Annotated in this window: 22 protein-coding genes and 1 pseudogene; 5 read left to right on the top strand and 18 right to left on the bottom strand. The window is 61.6% G+C overall.

The features are described from left to right. Positions 1-14: 14 nt before the first annotated feature. The 9 genes from J9870_RS15815 to J9870_RS15775 all read right to left on the bottom strand — a co-directional run bounded on the left by J9870_RS15815 (position 15) and on the right by J9870_RS15775 (position 9,709). On the bottom strand, positions 15-1,685 hold the full coding sequence (locus tag J9870_RS15815) for a response regulator (RefSeq protein ID WP_210638946.1): 1,671 nt from the start codon (positions 1,683-1,685) through the stop codon (positions 15-17). After that, positions 1,682-3,184: an ATPase domain-containing protein gene (locus J9870_RS15810; RefSeq protein WP_210638945.1), complete on the bottom strand. Its 1,503-nt coding sequence runs from the start codon at positions 3,182-3,184 to the stop codon at positions 1,682-1,684. Before J9870_RS15810 ends, J9870_RS15815 begins: the two co-directional genes overlap by 4 nt. 153 nt (positions 3,185-3,337) lie before the next feature. After that, a complete protein-coding gene (locus J9870_RS15805; RefSeq protein ID WP_210638944.1) occupies positions 3,338-4,393 on the bottom strand; it encodes a tetratricopeptide repeat protein in 1,056 nt (351 codons plus the stop codon). A gap of 278 nt (positions 4,394-4,671) precedes the next feature. Continuing rightward, positions 4,672-5,439 carry an SDR family oxidoreductase gene (locus tag J9870_RS15800; RefSeq protein ID WP_210638943.1) on the bottom strand — a complete coding sequence of 256 codons (768 nt, stop codon included), beginning with the start codon at positions 5,437-5,439 and terminating at the stop codon, positions 4,672-4,674. Then, a complete protein-coding gene (locus tag J9870_RS15795) occupies positions 5,432-6,232 on the bottom strand; it encodes an SDR family oxidoreductase (RefSeq protein ID WP_210638942.1) in 801 nt (266 codons plus the stop codon). Before J9870_RS15795 ends, J9870_RS15800 begins: the two co-directional genes overlap by 8 nt. Then, positions 6,225-7,046, bottom strand: coding sequence for a molybdenum cofactor biosynthesis F family protein (locus J9870_RS15790; RefSeq protein WP_210638941.1), 822 nt, complete (start codon positions 7,044-7,046; stop codon positions 6,225-6,227). Before J9870_RS15790 ends, J9870_RS15795 begins: the two co-directional genes overlap by 8 nt. Before the next feature lie 63 nt (positions 7,047-7,109). Then, a complete protein-coding gene (locus J9870_RS15785; RefSeq protein ID WP_210638940.1) occupies positions 7,110-7,790 on the bottom strand; it encodes a helix-turn-helix transcriptional regulator in 681 nt (226 codons plus the stop codon). A 52-nt stretch (positions 7,791-7,842) separates the two neighbouring features. After that, entirely contained in the window at positions 7,843-8,208 is a 366-nt protein-coding gene (locus tag J9870_RS15780) for a cupin domain-containing protein (protein ID WP_210638939.1), read from the bottom strand. A gap of 202 nt (positions 8,209-8,410) precedes the next feature. Further along, the gene (locus J9870_RS15775) at positions 8,411-9,709 is read right to left on the bottom strand and encodes an FAD-binding oxidoreductase (protein WP_210638938.1); all 1,299 of its coding nucleotides are present in this window, start codon (positions 9,707-9,709) and stop codon (positions 8,411-8,413) included. A 312-nt stretch (positions 9,710-10,021) separates the two neighbouring features. On the opposite strand from J9870_RS15775, the gene J9870_RS15770 reads away from it, so the two are divergent. The 3 genes from J9870_RS15770 (at position 10,022) to hpaR (J9870_RS15760) (ending at position 12,802) form a co-directional block, all read left to right on the top strand. Then, complete coding sequence (locus tag J9870_RS15770) at positions 10,022-11,191, top strand: p-hydroxyphenylacetate 3-hydroxylase oxygenase component (protein ID WP_210638937.1); 1,170 nt, start codon at positions 10,022-10,024, stop codon at positions 11,189-11,191. A 71-nt stretch (positions 11,192-11,262) separates the two neighbouring features. Beyond that, positions 11,263-12,204: a p-hydroxyphenylacetate 3-hydroxylase reductase component gene (locus tag J9870_RS15765; RefSeq protein ID WP_210638936.1), complete on the top strand. Its 942-nt coding sequence runs from the start codon at positions 11,263-11,265 to the stop codon at positions 12,202-12,204. A gap of 175 nt (positions 12,205-12,379) precedes the next feature. Then, a complete protein-coding gene (gene hpaR / locus J9870_RS15760; protein ID WP_210638935.1) occupies positions 12,380-12,802 on the top strand; it encodes a homoprotocatechuate degradation operon regulator HpaR in 423 nt (140 codons plus the stop codon). 138 nt (positions 12,803-12,940) lie between these two features. Here hpaR (J9870_RS15760) and hpaI read toward each other — a convergent pair whose 3' ends face one another. The 8 genes and pseudogenes from hpaI to J9870_RS15720 all read right to left on the bottom strand — a co-directional run bounded on the left by hpaI (position 12,941) and on the right by J9870_RS15720 (position 20,236). Continuing rightward, positions 12,941-13,738, bottom strand: coding sequence for a 4-hydroxy-2-oxoheptanedioate aldolase (gene hpaI, locus J9870_RS15755; protein WP_210638934.1), 798 nt, complete (start codon positions 13,736-13,738; stop codon positions 12,941-12,943). A 14-nt stretch (positions 13,739-13,752) separates the two neighbouring features. After that, positions 13,753-14,556 (bottom strand): 2-oxo-hept-4-ene-1,7-dioate hydratase, encoded by an 804-nt coding sequence (gene hpaH, locus J9870_RS15750; RefSeq protein ID WP_135845276.1) that lies wholly within the window; start codon positions 14,554-14,556, stop codon positions 13,753-13,755. A gap of 12 nt (positions 14,557-14,568) precedes the next feature. Then, positions 14,569-15,873 carry an MFS transporter gene (locus J9870_RS15745; RefSeq protein ID WP_210638933.1) on the bottom strand — a complete coding sequence of 435 codons (1,305 nt, stop codon included), beginning with the start codon at positions 15,871-15,873 and terminating at the stop codon, positions 14,569-14,571. A gap of 51 nt (positions 15,874-15,924) precedes the next feature. Further along, positions 15,925-16,317, bottom strand: coding sequence for a 5-carboxymethyl-2-hydroxymuconate Delta-isomerase (locus tag J9870_RS15740; protein ID WP_210638932.1), 393 nt, complete (start codon positions 16,315-16,317; stop codon positions 15,925-15,927). A 35-nt stretch (positions 16,318-16,352) separates the two neighbouring features. Continuing rightward, positions 16,353-17,209, bottom strand: a pseudogene (gene hpaD / locus J9870_RS15735) (3,4-dihydroxyphenylacetate 2,3-dioxygenase). Between the two features lie 116 nt (positions 17,210-17,325). Continuing rightward, positions 17,326-18,786, bottom strand: a complete 1,461-nt coding sequence (hpaE, locus tag J9870_RS15730) for a 5-carboxymethyl-2-hydroxymuconate semialdehyde dehydrogenase (protein WP_210638931.1) — start codon at positions 18,784-18,786, stop codon at positions 17,326-17,328. Between the two features lie 5 nt (positions 18,787-18,791). Next, positions 18,792-19,562: a fumarylacetoacetate hydrolase family protein gene (locus J9870_RS15725; protein WP_210638930.1), complete on the bottom strand. Its 771-nt coding sequence runs from the start codon at positions 19,560-19,562 to the stop codon at positions 18,792-18,794. Continuing rightward, positions 19,559-20,236 (bottom strand): fumarylacetoacetate hydrolase family protein, encoded by a 678-nt coding sequence (locus tag J9870_RS15720; RefSeq protein ID WP_210638929.1) that lies wholly within the window; start codon positions 20,234-20,236, stop codon positions 19,559-19,561. The genes J9870_RS15725 and J9870_RS15720 overlap by 4 nt, the downstream gene beginning before the upstream one ends. A 187-nt stretch (positions 20,237-20,423) precedes the next feature. Between J9870_RS15720 and hpaA the strand changes: the two genes are divergently transcribed. Together hpaA and hpaR (J9870_RS15710) are read left to right on the top strand one after the other, a co-directional pair. Further along, complete coding sequence (gene hpaA / locus J9870_RS15715; protein WP_210638928.1) at positions 20,424-21,329, top strand: 4-hydroxyphenylacetate catabolism regulatory protein HpaA; 906 nt, start codon at positions 20,424-20,426, stop codon at positions 21,327-21,329. A gap of 79 nt (positions 21,330-21,408) precedes the next feature. Further along, entirely contained in the window at positions 21,409-21,831 is a 423-nt protein-coding gene (gene hpaR, locus J9870_RS15710) for a homoprotocatechuate degradation operon regulator HpaR (protein ID WP_210638927.1), read from the top strand. Here the strand turns inward: hpaR (J9870_RS15710) and J9870_RS15705 are convergent, their stop codons facing one another. Then, positions 21,832-22,614, bottom strand: a complete 783-nt coding sequence (locus J9870_RS15705) for a hypothetical protein (RefSeq protein ID WP_246883150.1) — start codon at positions 22,612-22,614, stop codon at positions 21,832-21,834. Positions 22,615-22,641: the final 27 nt, after the last annotated feature.

The following is a 22,641-nucleotide window of genomic DNA, read 5'->3' as shown; positions in this document are numbered from 1 at the left end:
CAATTACCATCGCCTCAAATCTTGATCATCTCCCGCACCTTGGCGGTCAACAAGTCAAAGGTGAACGGCTTGGTGATCATCTGCATGCCCGGATCAAGGAAGCCACCACGTACCGCTGCATGCTCGGCGTACCCGGTGATGAACAGCACCCGCAGGTCCGGGCGGATCTGCCGACCGATTTCCGCCAGTTGCCGGCCATTCATGCCCGGCAGGCCGACGTCGCTGATCAACAGATCGATGCGTTGGCCTGACTGGAGAATCGGCACCGCCTGGTTGGCGTCAGCGGCCTCGACAAAGGCGTAACCCAACTCACTCAATACGGCACTGACCAGCACCCGCACCGCCGGATCGTCTTCGACGATCAGCACCGTCTCGCCATCCTGTGCGTTCGGCGCGTGCTGCGTGACGACCTGGGTTTCTTGTACCTGTTCACCGATGAAGCGGGGCAGGTAAAGATTGACCGTGGTGCCTTTGCCGACTTCGCTGTCGATGGTCACATGACCGCGCGATTGCTTGCTGAACCCATAGATCATCGACAGGCCGAGCCCGGTGCCTTGGCCGATCGGCTTGGTGGTGAAGAATGGGTCGAAGGCGCGACTGATGATTGCTTCGGGCATGCCGCAGCCGGTGTCCTGCACACTCAGAACCACGTAATCGCCGGGCTCCAGGTTGGAGAAGGCATCGGTGAAGCCGGCATCCAGGTGGCGGTTGAACGTCTGCACCGCCAACTTGCCGCCGGTCGGCATCGCGTCACGGGCGTTGAGCACCAGGTTGAGCAGGGCGCTTTCCAGTTGGTTGGGGTCGGCTTCGGCGATCCAGAGCTGATCGTCCAACTGCATGTCCAGCCGGATGCTTTCGTTGAGGCTGCGTTGCAAAAGCTCCCCCATGGACAGCACCAGCGTGTTCATCTGAACAGCCTTGGAGTCCAGTGATTGTCGCCGGGAAAAGGCCAGCAGGCGATGGGTCAGGCCCGCTGCGCGGTTGGCGGAGGTCACACCCAGGTCGATCAGACTGTCCAGATCCTCGGTGCGGCCCCGGGCCAGGCGCCGACGCAGCAGTTCCAGGCTGCCGATGATCCCGGTGAGCATGTTGTTGAAGTCATGGGCAATACCGCCAGTGAGCTGGCCGACGGCTTCCATTTTCTGCGATTGGCGCAGGGCCTCTTCGTTGTGCCGCAGTTGAGCGGTGCGCTCTTCCACCTGCTGCTCGAGGGTTTCGAGGGTCGTTTGCAGGCGCAGTTCACTGTTGCTGAGGTCGATCAGGCGGTCTCGCGCCTCGTACTGCCTTCGGCGACCACGTACTGCAGTGGTCACCAGGCTGACCAGGGTTACCGGGTGAAAAGGACGCTCGAGGAAGGTCACGTTACCCAGTTGCGCGCCGATGCGGGCCGCCGGATTCTGCTCGGGGCCGCCGTGGTGGGTCAGCAGGACGATAGGCAGGTCGGACCAGGCCGGTTGCTGCTCGATATGCAGTAGCAACGTTTCCAGATCCGGCCCGACCAGGGCTTCGGAAGACACCACCAGCAGCCCGGCGCCGTGCTCCAGCTCCTCGCACAGGTGCGCCAGATGGCGACAGATGAGGCCGGCAAAGCCGGCTTCGTTGAGGATCATCAGGGCGATCTGGCTGTCCCGTCCCAGCGGAGCGAGGATCAATGCCCGCTCCGACAGGGGCTCGGTCAACGTCACGGTAGGTCATCCTTGAGCAACGGGTTATCCGCTCCGACATAGTTCGGCACTCCGCGCAATACCCCCTGGAATGCTTCCAGCGGTTCGCCGATGGTCATGCCCAGGGGGCTGATGCGGTATTCGCGAATGGTGGATTCGTGGCTGCCGGTGCGTTTCTTGATAATGGATATTGCGCGGCGAACCTTGCCCAGTGCTTCGAAGTAACGCAGCAGAATCACCGTGTCGGCCAGGTAGGTGATGTCCACAGGCGCTTGCATATCGCCCACCAGGCCGTGCTGGGCCACGGTCATGAAGGTCGCCGCGCCCCTGCGGTTCAGATAGAGCAACAGTTCATGCACATGCAGCACCAGCGCGTTTTCCTCTGGCATGGCGGCCTGGTAGCCGTTGATGCTGTCGATCACTACGGTCTTGATGTTGCCTTCATCGACGCAACGGCGCACCCGATGTGAGAATTCGCCGGGAGACAGCTCGGCAGCGTCCACCTGTTCGATCACCAGGTTGCCGGTTTTTCTCAGTGCCTCCAGGTCGATGCCTACGTTCTTCATGCGCTCGAACAGCAGGCCCAACTCTTCGTCGAAGATGAACAGCGCGGCTTTCTCGCCACGCTGCACGGCAGCGGCGGCAAAGATCATCGAAATCAATGACTTGCCGGTGCCGGCGGGACCCAGGATCAACGTGCTGGAGCCGGTTTCGATACCGCCACCGAGCAGGGCATCCACGCCACTGAGGCCGCTGGAGAGCTGTTTGCGCAGATACTGCCCTCGGTGTTCGGCGGCCACCAGGCGCGGGAAAACATGGATGCCGTCGCCCATGATGGTGAAATCGTGAAAGCCGCCGCGGTATTTTTGCCCGCGATACTTCACCACCCGGATCCGTCGCCGCTCGGCGCCGTAATTGGGGGTCAGTTCTTCCAGGCGAATCACCCCGTGGGCGACGCTGTGCACGGTCTTGTCCAGGGACTCGGTGGTCAAGTCGTCCAGCAGCAACACGGTGGCATCGTAGCGCACGAAGTAGTGTTTGATTGCCAGGATCTGGCGGCGATAGCGCAGGGAGCTTTGCGCCAGCAGGCGGATCTCCGACAGGCTGTCGAGCACCACCCGGGTTGGCTTGACACGCTCGACCACTTCGAAAATCTGGCGGGTCGCCTCGCCCAGCTCCAGGTCCGAGGAATACAACAGGCTTTGCTGATGCTCGGCATTGAGCAGGCTTTCGGGCGGGGTCAGCTCGAAGATATGGACGTTTTCATCGATCGTCCAGCCGTGGGACGCCGCACCCTGGCGCAGTTCACGCTCGGTTTCCGATAGCGTGATGTACAACGAGCGCTCACCGGCCTTGGCACCGGCCAGCAGGAATTGCAACGCGACTGTGGTTTTACCGGTGCCGGGTTCCCCTTCCAGCAGGAACACATGGCCGCGGGACAGACCACCGGAAAGGATATCGTCTAACCCTTCGATACCGGTGGCGGCTTTTGCGCTGATCAACTCGTTAGATGTAGACAAAAATAGCCCTCTCATGACTAGGGAAGTGGGCAGCAGGCTGGAGTACGCCTGAGAATGAACTGCCTGAACACTTGACCTTTTGCGATGATGGCGGTTCCGCTTTCTGTTGCAAAACGAGGTCTACTGCACAACTTCTGGCTGGCGGTGCGATGCCTAAAGGCCTTGCTGCAACGCCGGATCGTCGGGGTTGAGCTGCTCGAGCTGGGCCAACAGGATCTGCACATTCTGCAGCTGTCCGGTCTCCTTCCAGTAGTTGATCAACAACACCCGGGCCTTGCGGTCGGCGGGGTAGCGCTGGACGATTTCCTGCAGTTGTTTCTGCGCGGCTTCCAGTTCCTGCTCGGCGTGCAGGGTGGTTGCCAGGTCATAACGGTAAGTCCGGTTATTGGGCTCCAGTTCCACGGCTTTGGCCAGGCCCAGTACCGCGTATTCGTTCTGGCCATGTTGCAGCAGCCACATGCCCAATGCATGTTGCAGATAAGCCGAGTTGGGTTGGGTTTGCAACTGCCGGGCAAGTAACTGCCTTGCGGTTTCGCCCTGGCCCAGTTTGTCCAGCACTTCGATCTGCATGACCAGTGCCGGCAGGTTGTCCGGTTGCAGGCGCAAGGATTGTTCCAGCGCCTGCTGGGCCTTTTTCAACTCGGCATTGTGCAGGTGCAGGCGAGCGAGCTGATAGAAGGACTCGGCGGTTTGCGGGCCGTCCCCAAGCACCTGCTCCCAGGTATCGATGGCGAGCTGCATCGCGCCGAAATACAGGCCCAGGTCGTCAGGTGACGAGCCCAGCAGGGCGTTCACGGCGGCGAACCGGACGCTCTGGTCGTCATCATCGAGCAACGGCCCCAGCAGCAGGCTGCGTTGGCCGGTCGGCACCAACCCGACGATGCTGGCAATGGCTGCTCGACGTACGTCTGGCGATTCGCTGTGCAGGTCCGCAGCCGCCAGCTTGAGGGCTTGCGGGCTTGGGTAGTTGGGCAGCTCGGCGTGCAGCCACACGCGCCGCTTGGGCGAGAGGTCCGGGCGTCCCAGCTGCTGATAAAGCACCCGCGCCGCGCCCGGCTGCCCGTTGCGGGCCTTTTCCAAGGCTTCACTGTAGCCACGCTTGATCGCTTCGGGGATTTGCGGGGTGGTGCTACGTAGCCACATTGCGACGAGACCGATCACCAACAGGACGGACAGGCTGATAAGCAGGTAGCGGCGGGGCAGGTGCATGCAGGAAATCCATAACCAGAAGCGTGAAGTGTCGCAAGCTTCGGTCAGGCGCGGGCCTGAGTCAAACCTTAAGGACGCTTCGGGCGATGACGTGGGCTTCAACCAAACCGCGTCATCGTTGATCGCGAGCAAGCTCGCTCCCACAGGGATTGGTTGTGGAAGCAGACTTTGTGATTGCCCCGCAATGTGGGAGCGAGCTTGCTCGCGATGGCGGCGGCACATTCGACATTTGAGCAGGCAGGTCTACCACTATTGCCGGAAGAACCCGGCTCCCAAACTCAAACCTCCGGCAAAGTCGAGCCACCATCGACCACCAGGGTTTGCCCGGTGACATACGCGGCCAAGTCCGATGCCAGGAACAGCATGGCCCCGGCGATGTCGCTCGGCTTGCCCAGTCGCCCCAGCGGCACCCGGCGGGCGATGTCCTGGTTGACTTCATCATCCCCGAGGTTCGTCATGGCCGGTGTTGCGATCATGCCGGGCTCGACGCCGTTGACGCGCACATTCTCAGCTGCCAGTTCCAGCGCCGCATTGCGTATGAAACCGTTGACCCCGGCCTTGGATGCCGCGTAGTGGCTCAGGCCCGGATAGGCCACTTGCGGACCGGTGACCGAGGAGGTCACCAGCACGCAACCCTGGCCCTGGCGCCGGAACATCGGCAGTGCGGCCTGGGTCAGCCAGAACAGCGCCGACAGGTTCACCGCCAGCGTTCGCTCAAGTAACGGCGGCGTGATCAGGGCGAAGGGCGTCAGCGGGAAATACCCGGCGTTGTGCACCAGGATATCCAGTCTTCCCAGGCGTTGCTCCAGCCCGGCCATCATCCCGGAGATCGCCGTGGCGTCGGCCAGGTCGACACCTACGGCGTCCACCTGACTACCCTGGGCAGTCAATTGGCTCGCCACTGCCTCAGCCTGCGCCAGACCGAGGTCGGCGATCACCACGCGAGCCCCGCGCATAGCGAAGGCTTCGACGATGGCCCGGCCAATGCCTTGGGCCCCGCCGGTCACCAGCACGGTTTTGCCGCTGAAATCCAGGTCATCAGGCATGGGGCTGCTCCATCCGACTGAACGCCAGGGTTGGCACGTCTACGATGCTGGAACCGCCGTCGGCCACCAGCGTCGCACCGGTGATGATCGAGGCTTGTTCCGATGCCAGGAAGCGACAGGCATTGGCAATCTCCTGCGCGCTGGCGGGTCGGCGCAACGGCACATCGGCGCAGACCCGGTCGTAGGCCTGTTGCAGCGTCTGGCCATGAAACTGCATCAGTACCTGCATTTCCTCATCGGCCATTGGCGTGCGCACCCAGCCGGGGCAGACGGCGTTGACTCGTACGCCTCTGGGGCCATAGTCCCGCGCCAGGGAGCGGTTCAGGCCCAGCAGCGCATGCTTGGTGGTGGTGTAGCCGCAGACGTGCGGTCCTGCCGCCAATGAAGCAATGGAGGCGATCAATACAATGGCGCCGGCACTTTCTTGCAGCAGCGGCAGGCAAGCCCGCGCGCTGTAGAAGGCGCTGTCGAGGTTGCTGCGCAGTGCCGCTTCCCAGGACTGCGGGCTGGTCTCGGTGGCGCTGCCCAAACCCATGCCGCCGGCACAGGCCAGCAACACATCGAGTCGGCCATGGCGCTCGCGGATTTGTGCGATGAAACCGTCCCAGGTCGTTGGGCAGGCGGCATCGCCCACCAACACCAGGCCGCCGATTTCCTCGGCCAGTTGCTCCAGGGGCTCGCGGCGCCTGCCGATCAACACCAGGTTGGCGCCTTCGGCGGCATACGAACGGGCGCAGGCGGCACCGATACCGGTGCCGGCGCCGGTGATCACGATGGTGCGTAATTCAGGCATCGGGATACTCCGTCCGGTTGAGCACCTGGCAGTAGGAACTGATCGGGAAATTGGAAAACTCGTCGAAGGACGCTCCGGCGTAACCGAAAATCTTGCCGTCGCTGCGGTGCTGTTGTAGGTCGATCAACACCAGGCCCAGGGTCGGGATGATCTTTTCCCGCCAGACGAACAGGTACAACTGATCGGTGATTTTGTAGGTGTCGCAGCGATCGGTGTCGCACAGGCCTTGTTCAACACCCTTGAGGCATTGCCAGGCGTAGAACTGCTCGTTCAGGTAAATGTGTTCGTAGACCTCGCTCGGGCTGTAGCGATACAGGTTGCGCAACCCCACCAGTTCGCCGGTCGGTACGTGCGGGCACAGGCCTGGCTGCCAAGGGCGGTCGAGGCTGCCGTGGAGAAATTGCACTTCAACCGAGGTCAGTGGCTTGCCGGCCAAGGCGCGGCTGTAAAGGCCTTCACGGGTTTGCTCCGGCGCGGGCATACGGCCGAGCACGGCAGTGAATGCAGCGCTGGCGGTATCGAGCACAAGGCTGACCGAGAAGGTTTGAGCGCCTTCACCCTTGAGGAAATCCACCAGGTACAGGCCTGGGCGTACCGACGTGGCTCGATACGACGCGGTGCCGCTGGGGTGCCCGTCAGCCGCGTCCCAGGACACGGTGTCTTGTTCAAATCGATGCTCGATCTGCCAGCCATTGGCGAAATTCAGGATGAAGGTCTTGTTCTTCAAATCGGCCAGGTTGGGCAGGATGAAAGCTTCAGGGGCGAAGCCGTCAGCCAGGGCGCCGACGGTGATCCAGTCTGTAGGTGTGCTCATTGCAAGGCTCCGGTTGGATAAGATAGCCACCCGGATCATGCGGTTCTGAGCAAGGTTGGCCTATCAACCGAATGGTTGAACCGGTGGGAGGAACAGGGCGCTGACCAACTCGGTACGACTGCTTACACCCACTTTGCGGAACAGGTTGATCAGGTGGGTCTTGATGGTCGGCAAGCCCACGTCCAGCTCCCGGGCCAATTGCTTGTTGCTCACGCCCTGGCGCAACAGCAATGCGATCTGGCGCTCCTTGGGTGTCAGGTCGCTTAATGCGTCCTCATGGGGGGGAAGATGGGCGACGGCCAGTTGCAGCAGGGTCTGCAACGCCGTGAGTTGGGTCAACTGCTGGTGGGTGAAGGCACCTTGTTCGGCGGTACGCAACAACGAAATGGCGGCCTGGGGCTGACCGTTCCGGTGGGCGAAGACTTCCACGACATCCACAACGCCATAGCGCTGCAAGAAGCTGCGATAGCGATGGTTGTCCCGTATCGGTTGACGGGCCATCGCCAGGCCCAGGGGCACCACGGCCAAACCGCTGGACAGGCAATTGCGCGGTTGCAACGGGTCGAACTGGCGATAGTTGTCCAGATAATCGCGATGCATCTCGCCGCTCATGCCTTGCAGGTTGAAGTCATGGGCTTGCAGGTGCCGGTCGACGCAGTAGAAAGCCGCCCGGCTGACGGGAATGAGCTGGGTGAACGCGTGCAGGCAGTGGCCGGCGATGTCCTGGGTGGGGATGACGTTCATGGTCGCGACCTTCGTCAAGAGGCCGCCGGTGGGGGGCGGCGGCCGGGTTCGATCAGGCTACCGCGAAGTAGTGCTTGACGAAACTTTCGCTGACCACTTCCCACAGTACGGGCGTGCCCTTGGTCACGAACCAGCTGTCGCCAGCCTTGTAGCGGGTGCTCTGGCCGGTGGTTTCATCGGTGAGGACCACTTCGCCGGTGACCACGGTGGCTTGTTCCGTGAATGGATAAACCATGCGGAACTTGCCTTGCGTGGTGCCGAAATAGGCACTGCTGATCGGGTCGGTCGGGGCGCCAAAGGTCATCTTGCCGAAGGCTTTGACCTCGCCTTCGAGAATTTGTGAGCCGAGGTCGGCGACAGTACCCCAGGCGTCAAGTTCGGACAGCTGGATGTCTTTTTCGAGGGTGATGAGGGGCATGGCAGTGACTCCTGATGAGTGAAAAAACAAAGGTGGGGCTTGTCCAGTGCCAGTCAGTTGAACCTCGACCCTGTGGCAGCGAGCTTGCTCGCGATAGCGGTGGGTCAGGCAGCATTGAAGTTGACTGTTGCGCCGTCTTCGCGAGCAAGCTCGCTGCCACAGGGGGTCGCTTAACTGACTGGCATCAGGGTTGTATTGACCATCAGCGACGGCCACTCCAGTAACCCGACAACTGATGCCAGGACTTGCCGGCAGTCAGCAGCAGTGGGCGGATGGCGTCTTTGCCGATGATGGTCGGGCGGTGGATCGAGCTGACCAGGTCGTAGCGCGCCGAGCCCTCGCTCATGCCTTCGGCCAGCACCTTGCAGATGATGTGGCTCGGCGTGACGCCAAAGCCTGAGTAACCCTGGACGAAAAACGCATTGCTGCGACCGGGCAGGGTGCCGATCTGCGGGAACAGGTTCGGGCTGCACGCCATCGGGCCGCCCCAGGCCAGGTCGATCTTCACATCCTTGAGGTAGGGGAAAATCTTCAGCATAAGGCGCCGGTTCCAAGCCTTGAGGTCTTGGGGGATGTGCTCCACCAAGGGCGTGGCGGCACCGAACAGCAGGCGGTTTTCGTTGGTGACGCGGTAGTAGTCGATTACCGGGCGAATATCGCTGTAGGCACCGCGAATCGGGCTGATGCGCTGGATCAGTTCGTCCGACAATGGCTCGGTCATCATCTGGAAGGCGTAGGTGTTGATAGTCGAGCGATGCAACTCCGGTTCCAGCTTGTTGAGGAAACTGTCACAGGCCCACAGCAGCTTGCTGGCCCTGACCGAACCACGGCCGGTACGCACGGTGATCCGCTCACCATAGCTGACCTCAAGGGCCGGGCTGTTCTCGAAAATCCGCACGCCGTGGCTGACCAGGGCCTTGGCTTCGCCCAGCAGCAGGTTCAGCGAATGCACGTGCCCGCCACCCATGTGCAGCAAGGCGCTGCCGTAGGCCTTGGAACCGATGATCTGTTGCACGTCGGAGCCACCGAGGAAGCGGATCTCGTGCTTGGTGTTGATTGACTTGAAGTCTTTTTCCCAGGCTCGCAGGGTTTTTTCCTGGCGGGCGTTAAAACCCATGTAGCCGTAGCCATGGCAGAAATCGGCATCGATGGCGTACTTGGCGATACGGTCCTTGATGATATCGGCGCCCAGGTCGCTGATCTCGAAGACCTGGCGCAAGCCCTCTTCACCGACGTCCTTCTTGATTTTTTCCAGGTCATGACCGATGCCGGCCATGATCTGCCCGCCGTTGCGCCCGGTGCCGCCGAAGCCCAGGTAACGCGCCTCCAGCACCACGATGTTGGTGATGCCTTTTTCGGCAAGCTCCAGCGCAGTATTGATGCCGGAGAAACCGCCGCCAATTACCACAACGTCGGCGTCCACGTCCTGTTCCAGGGTGGGGAAGCTGAGGTTGTATTTCTTGGTGGCCGTGTAATAGGTGGGCGTTTCGATATTGATCATGACGCAACCTGACAAAGTGAAAGGAAACTCCGTTGCAGCGTCTTCGCAAAGCGCTGCATGCGTTGGCCCTATTAAGAGCCCTGGCGGGGGTACCTGTCTTGATCATCCGTGCCGGGGTATTTGATCGAGCGCGCCAGATGGTCGGGGTCGGCCCCATGAAAAGTGCAATCTTGGATCTGGAAGGTGCATTTTTCAGCGGCCCTCGATTGCCCATACTGGACCGGCCTTAATCATTGACCCCGCGGTTTGCGCACCATCAGGTTGCCGGGCAAACGCGGGATCGGTAGATGCCAATAATAAAAGAGCCCGTCCATGAAAAAGCCAAATCCGCTGCTCGAAGACCTCAAGCCTATCCTGCCGGCGATTGCCGCCAATGCCTTCCAGGCGGAAAAGGATCGTACCGTCCCTGCCGAGAATATAGCCCTGCTCAAAGGCATCGGCATGCACAAGGCCTTCCAGCCGAAAAAGTACGGGGGCATGGAGATTTCCCTGCCACAGTTTGCCGATTGCATCGCATTGTTGGCCGGTTCTTGCGCCAGCACCGCCTGGGCCATGAGCCTGTTGTGCACCCACAGCCATCAGCTGGCGATGTTCCCGGCCAAGACCCAGCAGGAAATCTGGGGCGATGATCCCGATGCTACCGCCAGCAGTAGCATCGCGCCGTTTGGCCGCACCGAGGAAGTCGAGGGGGGTGTGACGTTCAGCGGTGAGATGGGCTGGAGCAGTGGTTGCGACCATGCCGAGTGGGCGATCATGGGGTTTCGCCGCAAAAACGCTGAAGGCACCCAGGACTATTGCTTCGCCGTGTTGCCTCGCAGCGATTATGAGATTCGCGATGACTGGTTCGCGGTGGGCATGCGCGGCAGTGGCAGCAAGACGTTGATCGTTGACAAGGCTTTTGTGCCGGAGCATCGGATCCAGAAAGCCAAGGACATGATGGAAGGCACGTCCGGCGGGTTTGGCCTGTACCCCGACAGCAAGATTTTCTACTCGCCGTATCGTCCGTATTTCGCCAGTGGGTTTTCCACCGTCAGCCTGGGCGTAGCCGAACGTATGCTGGAGGTCTTTCGCGAGAAAACCCGCAACCGCGTGCGCGCCTACACCGGTGCTGCGGTCGGTGCCGCAACGCCAGCCTTGATGCGTCTGGCCGAGTCTACCCACCAGGTGGCGGCGGCCCGTGCTTTTCTGGAAAAGACTTGGCAGGAGCATGCCGAGCACGGCGAGCGCCAGCAATACCCCAGCCGTGAAACCCTGGCGTTCTGGCGAACCAACCAGGCCTATGCCACCAAGATGTGCATCCAGGCGGTGGATCGCCTGATGGAGGCGGCCGGTGGTGGCGCGTGGTTTGAGAACAACGAACTGCAGCGACTGTTCCGCGATGCCCACCTCACGGGCGCTCACGCCTACACCGACTACGACGTCTGTGCGCAGATCCTCGGTCGTGAATTGATGGGCCTGGAGCCCGATCCCACCATGGTTTGACCGCTCGCACACCGAGCCCGGCTCATATAACAACAATCGAGGCCGTCACCTGAGGCGGCCGGGAGTCTTGCATGTCTAATGTTTGCGATACCGCTTTCGACACCCGCGCGTTCCGCCGCGCCCTGGGCAACTTTGCCACTGGCGTGACCGTGGTCACCGCCGCGACTGACGACGGCCGCAAGGTCGGCGTGACGGCCAACAGTTTCAATTCGGTGTCCCTGGACCCGCCGCTGATCCTCTGGAGCATCGACAAACGCTCCAGCAGCCACGGCGTGTTCGAAGCTTCCAGCCATTTTGCCGTGAACGTGCTGGCCGCCGACCAGATCGACCTGTCGAACAACTTCGCCCGGCCCAAGGAGGACCGCTTCGCCGAGATCGAGTACGAGGCCGGCGAAGGTGGCGCTCCGGTGTTCGTGGACTGCTCAGCGCGTTTTCACTGTGAAAAATTCCAACAGGTTGACGGCGGCGATCACTGGATCATGATCGGCAAGGTCGTGGCCTTTGACGATTTTGGGCGTTCCCCGTTGCTCTATCACCAGGGTGCCTACTCGATGGTCTTGCCCCACACCCGCATGACCAAACGGGAAGAGGGGCAGTCCCCCAGCAGCCACTTCCAAGGTCGCTTGAGCCACAATCTGTATTACCTGATGACCCAAGCGTTGCGGGCCTACCAGGCCAGCTACCAACCTCGCCAGTTGTCCACTGGGTTGCGTACCAGTGAAGCGCGGATGTTGATGGTGCTGGAGAACGACGCCGGGCTGAGCCTTTGCGATCTGCAGCGGGAAGTGGCGATGCCGGTGCGCGAGATCGAAGAAGCCGTGGCCAACCTCAAGCGCAAGGGCCTGGTGAGCGATGAAGGCGATCGAGTGCGCCTGACCGGCAAGGGTGTCGATGAAACCGAAGGGCTCTGGGCGATTGCCAAGGCGCAGCAGGATAAGGTGTTCGGCCAGTTCAGCGAGGAGCAGGTCGAGCATTTCAAAGCGGTGCTCAAGGGTGTGATCAAAGGCGCTTGAGCCTGCATCGACAGCAATCCCGTGGCGCAGGAGCAAGCTCCCTCGCCGCGGGGACCGATGGTTCAAGGCTACTTGATCCTGATCCAGACTCTTTGAATGAATGGTTCGGTATTGGATGGAAGCTGTTAATATTTAGTTAACTCATTAACTAAATCTTCTTTCGCGACCACTCTCCATGCCCAAACCGCGCCAATCCTTGACCCTGACCCTGCTACAGGCCCGTGAAGCGGCCATGGGTTTTTTCCGTCCTTCCCTCAATCAGCACGGCTTGACCGAACAGCAGTGGCGGGTCATTCGTATTCTCAGCCAGCACGATGAGCTGGAGATCAATCGTCTGGCCGAACTGGCCTGCATTCTCAAGCCCAGCATGACCGGCGTATTGGTGCGTATGGAAGCGGCGGGCATGGTGGAGCGGCGCAAGGCCGAACAGGATCAGCGGCGGGTGCTGGTGCGCCTGGCACCCCAGGGGCAGGCAAGCTTCGATTCGATGAGCCAGAGCATGGAGGCGAACTATCAGCGCTTGCAGGGTCAGTTGGGGGAGGAAAAATTGCAGACGTTGCTGGGGTTGCTCAATGACTTGAAAGCGATCAGGCGCTGAGACATCCAGGCGGTCCCGCTTGGCTTTTGTGGCGAGGGCGCTTGCTCCCGCTCGATTGCGTAGCAATCATAAGAAAGCGGGGGCGCTGCGCGACCCAGGGGGAGCAAGCGCCCTCGCCACAAGAGGTTTGTGTTGCTATCAGTACACGCCACCCGCCGCAGGCTTTGGTGTGTCTTTGAACGTCGCGGCAAGGGTCTGCAAACCGCGCATCAACACCGTGGTGTCCACGCCCACCGCGACAAACGCGGCGCCAAGTTCGATGTATCGCCGAGCCAGCTTTTCATCGGCACTGAGAATCCCGGCCGCTTTACCAGCCTGGCGGATGCGGCCGATGGCGTCCTCGATGGCGGCTTGCACATCCGGGTGCCCGGGATTGCCACGAAAGCCCATGGACGCGCTCAGGTCCGCCGGCCCGATGAACACCCCGTCAACACCGTCCACCGCTGCGATGGCGTCCAGGTTAGCCAGGCCCTCGCGACTTTCGATCTGCACCAGCAGGCACATCTGTTCATCGGCCTTGTCGAGGTAGCCGGGGATGCTGTTCCAGCGCGACGCTCGGGCCAGCGCGCTGCCGACCCCGCGCACCCCGTGGGGTGGGTAGTGGATGGCACGCACCAGCTCGCGCGCCTGGTCGGCGCTTTCCACCATAGGTACCAGCAAGGTTTGCACGCCGATGTCGAGCACTTGCTTGATCAGCGCGGTGTCGCCAATCACCGGGCGGATCACCGGCTGGCTGGGGTAGGGTGCCACGGCTTGGAGCTGGCCGAGCAGCGTGCGCAAGTCGTTGGGCGCGTGTTCGCCGTCGATCAGCAACCAGTCGAAGCCAGCGTTGGCGGCGAGTTCGGCACAGTACGCATCGGCCAGGCCCAGCCACAGGCCGATCTGCGCTTCACCGCTGCGCAGGCGTTGTTTGAAGGTGTTGATAGGCATGTCCATGAACCGGTCTCCGATCAGACGAAACGGCAAGCGATGGAACCGAGCATGTCGTAGTCGACGTGGAAGGTATCGCCCGGGTTGGCTGCCACGGGGCGGGTGAAGGAGCCACCGAGAATGATTTGCCCCGGTTGCAACGTCACGTCGTAGGCCGCCAACTTGTTTGCCAGCCAGGCCACGCCTTTGGCCGGATGATTGAGCACGGCCGCCGAGACGCCGGATTCTTCGATCACGCCGTTGCGGTAGAGCACCGCCGGCACCTTGCGCAGGTCGATCTCAGTGGGCCGTACGGCGCGCCCGCCCATGACCACACCGGCGTTGGCGGCATTGTCGGAAATGGTGTCGAAGACCTTGCGGGTCGCTTTGGTCTGTGGGTCGATCTGCTGGATACGTGCGTCGATGATTTCCAGCGCCGGGATCACCCATTCGGTGGCGTCCAGCACATCGAACACGGTCACGTTCGGGCCCTTCAACGGCTTGCCGAGGATGAACGCCAGTTCGACTTCCACCCGCGGCACGATGAAGCGTTCGAACGGGATGTCGGTGCCTTCGTCGAAGAACATATCGTCCAGCAGCGCGCCGTAGTCCGGTTCGGTGATGTTCGACGAAACCTGCATGGCCCGGGACGTCAGGCCGATCTTGTGGCCGACCAGCTTGCGGCCGTCCTTGATCTTTTGTGCGACCCAGGCGCGCTGGATGGCGTAGGCATCATCGATCGTGATGTCCGGGTGGTCGAGGGAAAACTGGCGCACCTGTTCGCGCGAACGTTCGGCATGGTCGAGGCGGGCGGCGGCTTGTTGGATGAGGTTCTGGTCGAGCATGGCAAGGATCTCTTAGTGAGGATTGACGATGGCGGCCCGGGTGCGCAGCACCAGCAGGCCGCCAAGGGCGATGAGCAGCGCCAGCGCATACAGGGCCAGGCTGGCGCTCTGGGTGGTGTCGCGCATCCAACCGATCAGGTAGGGGGCGAAGAATGAAGCGATGCTGCCGAAGGAGCTGATCAGGGCAATGCCGGCGGCCTGGGTGCTGTTGGACAGGAAGGCCGCTGGCAGCTGCCAGAACATCGGCAACGCCGCGCTGGCGCCCATGCCGGCGACAATCAGGCCAGCCAGCACCAGGGTCGGGTTGCTGGGCGAGAGCCCGGCGAGCGCGATGCCGGCCGCCGCCATCAGCAGCGGTACACACAGGTGCCAACGCCGTTCGCGATTGCGATCGGAGGACCGTCCGCAGCCGATCATGAAGAAGCAGCCGGCCAGGTAGGGCACAGCGCTGAGCAGCCCGACCTTGCCGTCGCTGCCGATGCCGGCGCCGTGGATCAAGGTGGGCATCCAGAAGGCGAGGGTATTGACCGCCAGCATCACCGCGAAATACACCGCCACCAGCAACCAGACCTGCGGGTTGTTGAGGATCGCCGAGAACGAGGTAATCGATTTGCCTTGCTCTTCAACGCTCAGTTGTTCGCGCAGTTGCTGCTTGGCTTGCGGCGTGAGCCAACTGACCACCTCGAAGTTGTCCGGCAGGCACTTGAGTACCACCAGGCCGAGCAGGATCACCGGCAGCCCTTCGATGACGAACATCCACTGCCAGCCGCGCAAACCGCCAAGATCATGGAACTGCTCCAGAATGCCACCGGACAACGGCCCGCCGATCACCCCGGCCATCGGCACGGCGATGGCGAACAGTGCGGTCACCTGGGCTCGGCGCCGGGCCGGGTACCAGCGGTTGAGAAAAACCAGGATCCCCGGGAAGAAGCCGGCCTCGGCCACCCCTAGCAGGAAACGCAAGACGTAGAAGCCAGCTGCGCTTTCAATCAGGAACATGCCGGTGGACAAGGCGCCCCAGACCACCATCAGTGTCGCGATCCAACGGCGTGGGCCGACCCGGTCCAGGGCCATGTTGCTCGGTACGCCAAACAGCGCATAGGCGATGAAGAACAGACCGGCGCCGAAGCCGTAGACCGTGTCGCTGAATTGCAGGTCGGCGCTCATCTGCATCTTGGCAAAGCCGATGTTGATACGGTCCAGGTGGGCGAAGAGATAGCAGACCAGCAGCAACGGCATCAGCCGCCAGGTGATGGTGGCATGGGTGCGGTCGTGCGCGATGGTGCCGGCAGTGTCGGCGGTATTGGCTGTGCTCATGATCTTGTACTTTTTGTCAGAGAGGCCGATGGGACGAGCGGGTAGGCAGGTTTAACGTGGCTGGGCCTTGAGGAAGGCATGGACGTTGTTGGCCTTGAAGTTAAGCTGTTCGTGCAGCTCGATCATCTCGAACGACAGGGCCAGCAAACGTTGGGCCTGGAGGTCGGCGAAGTGTGCGGTGATTACCTCGAAGAGTTTTTCCGCGACTTTCTGGCGCGTGGCCAAATCGCGACCGTGGCCGACTTTCAGCGTCATGTGCACGAAGGCGTAGTCGTGCTTGCCGTCGGCCATGCGCCAGGTGTCCAGGCGCACGCCGCGGCTGCGGATGCCGCCCAGGGGAAACACGCCGCTGTCGCCCAGCAAGGTGTGGACCTTTTCAAACAGGCCGGGCAGGTCGGCCTGCTGTTCGATGTTGTCGGTGTATTCAGCAATGAAGTGCGGCATGGAAGCCTCCTGCGACGACAGCGTGAAGCTGTTGCTCAAACGGGAAAGATGGCGTTGATCTGGCCGGTGCCGGAGCTGCCAAAAGGCTCGGTGATGATTTCGGCGGGCTTGTCATAATCCGGCCCCCGAGCAGCCCCAGGAGCATGGCGGTGTCATGCATCTTGCCTTCGCCGAAGCAGTGCTCGGCGTAGTCCGGGAGCATGGCGCAGAACTCTTTCCAACGGCCTTGGCGCCACAGTTCGACGACGTGCAGGTCGACTTGTTTGTCGAACTCGCGCGTCCAGTTATGGATATTGGCTTCGGCATTGCGATCGTCGGAGAACCGGTGCGACAGCGAACCGGAGGCCAGCACCAGCACCTTGCGATCGCTTTTCTCGATGGCCCGGCGTACGGCGGCGCCAAAGGTGAAGCTGTCTTGCAGGCGATGCCAGGCGCACCAGGCGGCAATTGATACGACGTTGAATTTGTGTTCCTGCGGAACGTCCATGTGCATGTAGCGCATGGGCACCAGCGTGCCGTATTCCAGCTCCAGGCTCGGGATGTTATGGGCCAGGGTGCGCACGTCGGCGGCATTGGCCTCGGCGGCGATCAACTCGCCCAGCTCCGGGGCGCCCGAATACTCGTACTCCATGTTCTTGATGAAGTGCGGCAGCTCGTTGCTGGTGTAGATACCTTTGAATTGTTCGCCACTGTTGACGTGATAGGCGCTGTTGACCAGCCAATGCACGTCGAACACCACGGCGGTGTCGGCGCCCAGCTCACGGGCACGGCGCCCGATTTCCTTATGCCCGGCAATTGCCGCTGCACGGCAGCCGTGGTGCTTGCCGGGCAGCTCCGACAGGTACATCGAGGGAACGTGGCAGATTTTCGCAGCCAGGACGACTTCGCCCATGATGATTCTCCTGAAAAATTGTTCTTGTTGAGTACGAGCAATCGGTAAGTCACAGCTTGATGCTCTGGATGGCTCAAGCCCCTCGCCACAAGGTTAATCACCAGATTTTTCTACAGTCATACGCCCCACCGCGGAATGTGATGACTGCCCATGGAGATGCAAACGTTCTTGATCTCGGCGAATACTTCAAAGCTGTACTGTCCACCTTCGCGGCCGGTTCCGGAACCCTTCACGCCGCCGAAAGGCTGGCGCAGGTCGCGCACGTTCTGGCTGTTGATGAACACCATGCCGGCCTCGATGCCATGGGCCAGGCGATGGGCTTTGCCGATGTCCTGGGTCCAGATGTACGACGCCAGGCCGTACTCGGTGTCGTTAGCCAGTTGCAAGGCTTCAGCCTCGTCCTTGAACGGGATCAGGCAAACCACAGGACCAAAGATTTCCTCCTGGGCGATGCGCATCTGGTTGTTCACGTCGGCGAACACTGTCGGCTGGATGAACTGGCCGCGACTCAGGTGCGTCGGCAGGTTGGCCGGGCGTTCCAGGCCGCCGGCCAGGAGCGTGGCGCCTTCTTCGATGCCGATTTTGATATAGCCGGTGACCTTGTCGTAGTGGGCCTGGGTGATCATCGAGCCGACCTGGGTCTTCGGGTCCTGAGGATCACCGACGATCAGGCGTTTGGCGCGGGCGGCGAACTCGGCGACGAACTGCGGATAGACGCTTTCCTGGATGAAGATCCGGCTGCCGGCGGTGCAGCGTTCACCGTTGAGCGAGAAGATGGTGAACAGCGCCGCATCAAGAGCCCGCTCAAGGTCGGCGTCTTCGAAAATCAGCACCGGCGACTTGCCGCCCAGTTCCATCGAATACTTCTTCAACCCGGCGGTCTGCATGATTTTCTTGCCGGTGGCAGTGCCGCCGGTGAAGGAAATCGCTCGCACATCCGGGTGACGCACCAGCGCGTCGCCGGCCGTGGCACCGTATCCCTGGATCACGTTCAACACGCCGTTGGGAATGCCGGCCTCAACGGCCAGACGCCCCAGTTCGTTGGCGGTCAGGGGCGACAGCTCGGACATTTTCAACACTGCGGTGTTGCCCAGGGCCAGGCAGGGCGCGGTCTTCCAGGTCGCGGTCATGAACGGCACGTTCCACGGCGACACCAGCGCACAGACACCCACCGGTTGGTACAAGGTGTAGTTGAGCATCTGATCGTCGACCGGATACGTGTGACCGTCCATGCGGGTGCAGACTTCGGCGAAGAAATCGAAGTTGTGGGACGCTCGCGGGATCAGCACGTTCTTGGTCTGGTGGATCGGCAAGCCGGTGTCGAGGGTTTCCAGTTCGGCCAGTTTCGGCACGTTCTGCTCGATCAGTTCACCGAGCTTGCGCATCAACCGGGCGCGTTCCTTGGCCGGCGTATTGGCCCACTTCGGGAACGCGTCCTTGGCCGCCGCCACGGCCTGGGCGACTTCCTCGGCACCGCCGCTGGCGACTTCGCCAATGGCTTCGCCGGTGGCCGGATTGTAGTTGACGAAAACGTCTTTGCTTTCGACCTCGCGGCCGTTGATCCAGTGCTTGATCATGCTGCTCACGCCTCTTTACGGGATGCGAAGAACTCGGCTTCGCTGACAATTTGGTTGACCAGGCGGCCGACGCCTTCCACTTCCACGATCACTTCATCGCCCGGCACGACGTCCGCCAAGCCTTCCGGCGTACCGGTGGCGATCATGTCGCCGGGTTTCAGGGTCATGAAGCTGGACAGGTATTCGATCAAGTAGGGAATGTCGAAAATCATGTCGCGGGTCGAGCCTTCCTGACGCAATTGGCCGTTGATCCAGGTCCGCAATTTCAGGTTGCTCGGGTCCGGTACGTCGGCGACGTCGACGAGCCACGGGCCCACAGGTGTCGTGGCGTCGCGGTTCTTCACCCGCAGGTTGGGGCGGTAGTAATTTTCCAGGTAGTCGCGGATCGCGTAGTCGTTGCACACGGTGTAGCCGGCCAGGTAGCTCAGAGCATCCTCGCGCTTGACGTTGCGCGCGGCTTTGCCGATGACCGCCACCAGTTCACACTCGTAGTGCATGTAGGCGACGTTGTCGGGGCGCCAGGTCTCCTGGTTGTGGCCGGTGTAGGTGCCGGATGACTTGATGAACACCAGGGGTTCGGTCGGCGGTTTGAACGCCAGTTCGGCGGCGTGATCGGCGTAGTTCAGCCCAAGGGCGAACATGCTGCCGGTGGCCGGTGGCAGCCACTGGACCTGATCCTCGGCCAGCAGGCGACCGTCGGCCAAACGAACGGCGTTATGAGCTTCTACGGTGACGGCGTGGACCTGGCCTTCAAAACGAATGCGCGCGTGTTTCATGAACGTGCTCCTGTTGCCTCAGCCACGACGATATTGACGAGACGGCCCAGGCCGGCGATTTCGACTTCGACGCGGTCGCCGGGCTGTACATCGACCCGACCTTCAGGCGTGCCGGTGATCAGCACGTCCCCGGCGTGCAGGGTCATGAATTCGCTGATCTCGGCAATCAACTGGGGAATGTTGCGAACGAAGTTGGCAGTGTTGTTTTGCTGGCAAATCTCACCGTTTACATACAGCGTGATTGCCAAGCTGTGGGGATCGGCAACGTGGGCGGCCGGCACCAGTTCAGGGCCGACGGCGCAGAACCCGTCCCGGCACTTGGCCTTGACGGCGGGGCGGTAGTAGCTGTCTTCCGGCAGGCTGAATTCATTGACGACGGTGAAGCCGGCGACATAGTCCAGTGCCTCGGCGGCGCTGACGCGACTGGCCGATTTGCCCATCACCACGCCCAGCGCGGGTCCTGGTTGCAGCCGTTCCCCCTGGCCAGGATGAACCACCTCGGCGCCGTGGCGGTTACGGGTGTTGGGCGTCTTGATGAACAGCACCGGCTTGACCGGCGGCTTCTGGTAGGGCGGTTGCTCGAACTCGGCGAGGCGCTGCTTCAGCAGCCCTTGATAGTTCAGCGCGACCCCGAACAGGGTGCCGGTCGCGACGTCATGCAGGGCACGGCTCATGCTTGTCTCCTGGCATTGGCAGAGTGATGAGGGCTCTGCGCATATTGTTAATGTGTTAACAGTTATAATTAAGATGTTAACTATCGTCAAGCGTGGCAGAATTGCCGGGCGCTGGTTGCCGTGCCAAATTGGGTGCAGGATGAGCGCGAGCAGGTGCCTGAATCAGAATAAAAACGAGTACTGCGTGATGACCGACCGCCAGCCGATCCCGAACATCAACATTGGTCAGGTGTACGACCAGCGTTATAGCGACGCGCAGGTGCATTACGACCGGCTCGCCAACCTGGCGGGGTTCTTCGGCCGTAACATGCCGGTGCATCGCCACGATCGGTTCTTTCAGGTGCACTACGTCAAGAGCGGTACTGTGCGGGTGTATCTGGACGATCAGCAGTACGTCGAGTCGGGGCCGATGTTCTTTCTCACGCCGCCGACCATCCCCCATTCCTTCGTGACCGAGGCCGACAGTGACGGGCATGTGCTGACGGTGCGCCAGCAACTGGTGTGGCAGTTGATCGACTCCGATCCAAGCCTGGCGCCAGCCGGTGTGCAACTGCCGGCAACCTGCGTTGCGCTGGCGCAATTGGGGCCTGGGCAGGCAGGGGAGGTGCGGCGGTTGGAATACCTGTTCGAGGAATTGAGCGAGGAGGTGACGGCCGGGCGCCCGGGGCATAGCGCGGCACTGGACGCTTTGACGCGGCTGATCATGATCAGCCTGCTGCGCTTGAGCTCCAATTCCCTGGAGGCCAGGCCGGCCCGGCATGAAGACCTGAAGATCTTTCACCGTTTCAACGAGCTGATCGAGGCCCATTACCTGCAACATTGGCCGTTGTCGCGTTACGCCGAGGGCATCGGCGTCACCGAGGCGCGCCTTAATGATGTCTGCCGACGTATTGCCGACCTGCCTTCCAAGCGGTTGATCATGGAGCGGCTGATGCAGGAGGCCAAGCGACTGCTGTTGTTCACCGGCAGTTCAGCCAATGAAATCTGCTACCAGCTCGGGTTCAAGGATCCGGCTTATTTCAGCCGGTTTTTCCAGCGCTACGCCCAACTCACTCCTGGGGAGTATCGTCAGCGGCAATCGGGGTTGCGCTAAACCCCCTCGCCACGGTTGCTCTTGCAGCGGTGTGATGGTGACACTAAGCTGCCGACTCGCTCATCCAGACAGTCCGAACATGGCCACCCCCAGACCTTCATTGACCTTGACCCTGCTGCAAGCCCGCGAAGCTGCCATGGCGTTTTTTCGCCCGGCGTTGAACCAGCATGACCTCACGGAACAGCAATGGCGGGTGATCCGCATTCTGCATCAGCAGGGGGAGCTGGAAAGCCACCAGCTGGCTCACCAGGCCTGCATACTCAAACCGAGCATGACCGGTGTGCTCAGCCGGCTGGAGCGCGATGGCCTGGTGCGGCGGCAGAAGTCGAGCCAGGATCAGCGTCGGGTCTTCGTCGGCCTGACCGAACGCGGCCAGCAATGCTTTGTGTCGATGAGTGAGGGAATGGAAAGCAACTATCGGCGGATTGAGGAGCAGTTCGGCGAAGAAAAAATGCAGCAACTGCTGGTTCTGCTCAATGAGCTGAAAAACATCAAGCCTTGATCAAGGGGTGGCCAGGGATTGTTTCAACTGCTCCACCAACGCGGGCGTCATGTAATGCGGCCCGTCGAACAGGTAGAGCGGATAGCCGGCATAGGCTGCCAACTGCGGCGTGAGCTCGGCCACGGTGGCTGAGCGGAAGCCACCACCGTATTTAGGCCGGAAGGCTTCGACGATGATCCGCACGCGATCCTTGCCCAGCCGATCTCGCAAGGCGTCGGCGTAGTTACGGGCCACCGGGGCGGTGCGGGCATAGACGCCTACGCCGTCCTGGAAAAACACCCCGATGTCATTCGGCAACCACTGCTTGAGCCAATCAGCGGTGGCGGCAGGGCCGATATTGGCGCCGTCATAGACACTGATCCATAGCGGGCGTGGCAGTTTGGCCAGCAAAGCCGGCAGCTCGGAGGCACGCGCCCAACTGGGATCGACTTCGGCGGGAAAGTACCAGCCAGTGACATGCAGCGGCGTTGGCAACCCGGCGATGCGTTCCGACAGCGCAGCCAGTTGCTCGATGTTGTCCCGGGTGCGGTTTTCGCTGAAATAGCCGGCCAGCCCGAGGATGACATCCTGGGCCCAAGGCGCCTTGGCGATGCGCGCCCAGTCCGGCAATACCGGTACGCTGGTCAAGCCGGTGTCGGGCACGAAGGCCTGATCGTCCACCACCGTCCATTGCACCAGCAGCTCGTGCACCCCCAGTTTTTCCCAGGTACCGTTGATGCCGACGGTCTGGTTGTCCGGCTGCCAGACGATGCCGACGATGTTCGGAGCTGCGGTGGTGGTCATTGTGTAGTACGTCCCTGTACCGAGGCC

This window comes from Pseudomonas sp. Tri1, assembly GCF_017968885.1.
GTDB lineage: Bacteria > Pseudomonadota > Gammaproteobacteria > Pseudomonadales > Pseudomonadaceae > Aquipseudomonas.
Note: the sequence above shows the minus strand (reverse complement) of the source record. Positions and strands in the feature narration are given on the sequence as shown.

Coding starts and splice junctions, on each gene's coding strand:
- J9870_RS15720 (WP_210638929.1), bottom strand. CDS start 20,236: ATGAGCCGTGCCCTGCATGACGTCGCGACCGGCACCCTGTTCGGGGTC.
- J9870_RS15805 (WP_210638944.1), bottom strand. CDS start 4,393: ATGCACCTGCCCCGCCGCTACCTGCTTATCAGCCTGTCCGTCCTGTTG.
- J9870_RS15800 (WP_210638943.1), bottom strand. CDS start 5,439: ATGCCTGATGACCTGGATTTCAGCGGCAAAACCGTGCTGGTGACCGGC.
- J9870_RS15705 (WP_246883150.1), bottom strand. CDS start 22,614: ATGACCACCACCGCAGCTCCGAACATCGTCGGCATCGTCTGGCAGCCG.
- J9870_RS15785 (WP_210638940.1), bottom strand. CDS start 7,790: ATGAACGTCATCCCCACCCAGGACATCGCCGGCCACTGCCTGCACGCG.
- J9870_RS15740 (WP_210638932.1), bottom strand. CDS start 16,317: ATGCCGCACTTCATTGCTGAATACACCGACAACATCGAACAGCAGGCC.
- hpaR (WP_210638935.1), top strand. CDS start 12,380: ATGCCCAAACCGCGCCAATCCTTGACCCTGACCCTGCTACAGGCCCGT.
- J9870_RS15780 (WP_210638939.1), bottom strand. CDS start 8,208: ATGCCCCTCATCACCCTCGAAAAAGACATCCAGCTGTCCGAACTTGAC.
- J9870_RS15745 (WP_210638933.1), bottom strand. CDS start 15,873: ATGAGCACAGCCAATACCGCCGACACTGCCGGCACCATCGCGCACGAC.
- J9870_RS15790 (WP_210638941.1), bottom strand. CDS start 7,046: ATGAGCACACCTACAGACTGGATCACCGTCGGCGCCCTGGCTGACGGC.
- hpaH (WP_135845276.1), bottom strand. CDS start 14,556: ATGCTCGACCAGAACCTCATCCAACAAGCCGCCGCCCGCCTCGACCAT.
- hpaI (WP_210638934.1), bottom strand. CDS start 13,738: ATGGACATGCCTATCAACACCTTCAAACAACGCCTGCGCAGCGGTGAA.
- hpaA (WP_210638928.1), top strand. CDS start 20,424: ATGACCGACCGCCAGCCGATCCCGAACATCAACATTGGTCAGGTGTAC.
- J9870_RS15765 (WP_210638936.1), top strand. CDS start 11,263: ATGTCTAATGTTTGCGATACCGCTTTCGACACCCGCGCGTTCCGCCGC.
- hpaR (WP_210638927.1), top strand. CDS start 21,409: ATGGCCACCCCCAGACCTTCATTGACCTTGACCCTGCTGCAAGCCCGC.
- J9870_RS15770 (WP_210638937.1), top strand. CDS start 10,022: ATGAAAAAGCCAAATCCGCTGCTCGAAGACCTCAAGCCTATCCTGCCG.
- hpaE (WP_210638931.1), bottom strand. CDS start 18,786: ATGATCAAGCACTGGATCAACGGCCGCGAGGTCGAAAGCAAAGACGTT.
- J9870_RS15775 (WP_210638938.1), bottom strand. CDS start 9,709: ATGATCAATATCGAAACGCCCACCTATTACACGGCCACCAAGAAATAC.
- J9870_RS15725 (WP_210638930.1), bottom strand. CDS start 19,562: ATGAAACACGCGCGCATTCGTTTTGAAGGCCAGGTCCACGCCGTCACC.
- J9870_RS15795 (WP_210638942.1), bottom strand. CDS start 6,232: ATGCCTGAATTACGCACCATCGTGATCACCGGCGCCGGCACCGGTATC.